The following is a 671-nucleotide window of genomic DNA, read 5'->3' on the forward strand; positions in this document are numbered from 1 at the left end:
CCGCAGTGCGTCCGCAGTAGAACGGATCGCCGCATCCAACGCGTCCGCAACTCCGTCCAAATCGGTGTCGAACAAATCTGCATACGTGTCCAACGTCATCGACGCCTTCGCGTGCCCGAGCATCCGCTGAACCGCCTTCACATTCGCGCCCGCGCTGATCGCGAGCGACGCCGCCGTATGCCGCAAGTCATGCGGCGTCAGGTCAGGGAACTCGCCGCAATCCTGCAACCCCCGCACCGCGGGCTCGAACACCCGAGCGCGCCAGTTCGAGTTGCGCAACACCCCGCCACGCAAGTCCACGAACACCAATTCGTCGCGACCCTTACCCGCCATGAGCGCAGCCAGCTCGTCGGCTAGAACAGCAGGGAACGGCACCGACCGCCGCTCGTGCGTCTTCGGCGTGGACCACACCAGACCACCGGACTCGGTGACCGACCGCGACACGTTCACCCGACGACGCAGCATGTCGAAATCCTGCACCCGCAATGCGGCCATCTCACCCCACCGCAGGCCGGTGTAGGCCAGGAACCGCACCACTTCGGGATTGCGCTCGACAGCGCCTGCCAGCGCCTGCACCTGCTCGTGCGACAGGTAGGCCCGGTCCGCGTGCTGGCGCTTGGGCAGCTTTACCCCATCGCAGGGGTTGCGCGGAATACGGCGATCCTCGACAG

At 66.2% G+C, this 671-nt stretch carries 1 protein-coding gene; it reads right to left on the bottom strand.

All coding sequences use genetic code 11. The features are described 5' to 3' along the window. On the bottom strand, positions 1-671 hold a 671-nt coding region (locus B3T59_RS06605), incomplete at both ends, for a tyrosine-type recombinase/integrase (RefSeq protein WP_287001801.1).

This window comes from Gordonia sp. UBA7860 (assembly GCF_002500165.1).
In the GTDB taxonomy this organism is placed as follows: domain Bacteria; phylum Actinomycetota; class Actinomycetes; order Mycobacteriales; family Mycobacteriaceae; genus Gordonia; species Gordonia sputi.